2 protein-coding genes are annotated in these 1,140 nt (G+C 58.5%); both read left to right on the forward strand.

The genetic code is table 11. From position 1 onward, the window contains the following. A partial coding sequence (locus AK963_RS34065) for a hypothetical protein (RefSeq protein WP_202969934.1) occupies window positions 1-525 on the forward strand: 525 nt, incomplete at its 5' end. Window positions 526-541: 16 nt separating this feature from the next. Next, window positions 542-1,140, forward strand: a 599-nt coding sequence (locus AK963_RS29415; RefSeq protein WP_202969935.1) for a hypothetical protein, incomplete at its 3' end; no start/stop codon positions are given.

Genomic DNA, 1,140 nt, shown 5'->3' on the forward strand with positions numbered 1-1,140 from the left:
GCGGACCTGATGACCCGCAACATCATCAACCCGGAGGACTGGCGGGAACGGTTCCAGCCGGACACCATCCACGGCTGTTTCCACGATGGCCGGTACTTTGGCTTCTATGGCGACAGTGTTGACGGCGCTGGTTTCATATTCAGCCCCGACAGCGGTACCTTTACCGAGCTCGGTACTTACGCCGATGCCTGTTACCGTGACCTTCAGGACGACAGCCTTTACCTGGCCATCGGCAACACCATCAAAGCGTGGGACAAAGGTTCTGACCTGATGCCCTACCGGTGGCGCAGCAAAGTATTCCAGGGCAAGCCTGCCCTGTTCAGTTCAGCAAGGATCATGGCGGACAGCTACACCGATCTGGTGTTGCGAGTATTTCGTGATGAGCAGCAGATACTGGAACTGGCGGTCACTTCGGACAGAGGCTTTCGGCTCCCCGCAGGCCGTGGCAGCCGCTGGCAGTTTGAGCTGACCGGTACGGATACCGTGACTGCCGTAATTGTCGCCAGCTCCATGGCTGAACTTTAAGAACAGACTCCCTCTTATGGCTAAATTTCCCGCACTGCCTGCAACGGTAGATCGCTACGTGCGCGAGTTCCTGAACCGCCTTGCGGGTCGCAGCGGCAATGCCGGGGACAGGGCGGTGCTGCACAGTGAACTGGCGGAGCTGGGACTGGCTAGGGAGAAAGGGCAGCGGTTGAGCCTGCCTGCCTCTGCGGTGGGTTCCATTACCGATACCCTGGAGCCGGTGCTGCCAGAAATAACGGTAAGCGGTGATGGTGGAGGAACTACCGCACTGGACGTCCCAACTCCGGCTGCTGGTTTGTCATCCAACGGCATTTTTGGTGCTGTGATCCTTCAATGGGATGCCCCGGCCTATAACGGTCATAACCACACGGAAGTATGGCGAGCTCAGATAGATGACCGTTCGCAGGCGTCACTGGTCCACGAAGCCAGTGGCAGCCGCTATACCGATGTCACTGGCAATACCACGCTGCACTATTACTGGGTGCGTCACGTCAACAGTGCCGGACAGGTTGGGGGCTTTAATGCACTGGCTGGAACGGCGGGTCAGGGAACGGCCATTATCAATCTGGCCGACCTGATGCTGGAAAGCCCGGAGCTGTCGGAGCAGCCGTTTTC

This window comes from Endozoicomonas atrinae (genome assembly GCF_001647025.1).
Classification (GTDB): domain Bacteria; phylum Pseudomonadota; class Gammaproteobacteria; order Pseudomonadales; family Endozoicomonadaceae; genus Endozoicomonas; species Endozoicomonas atrinae.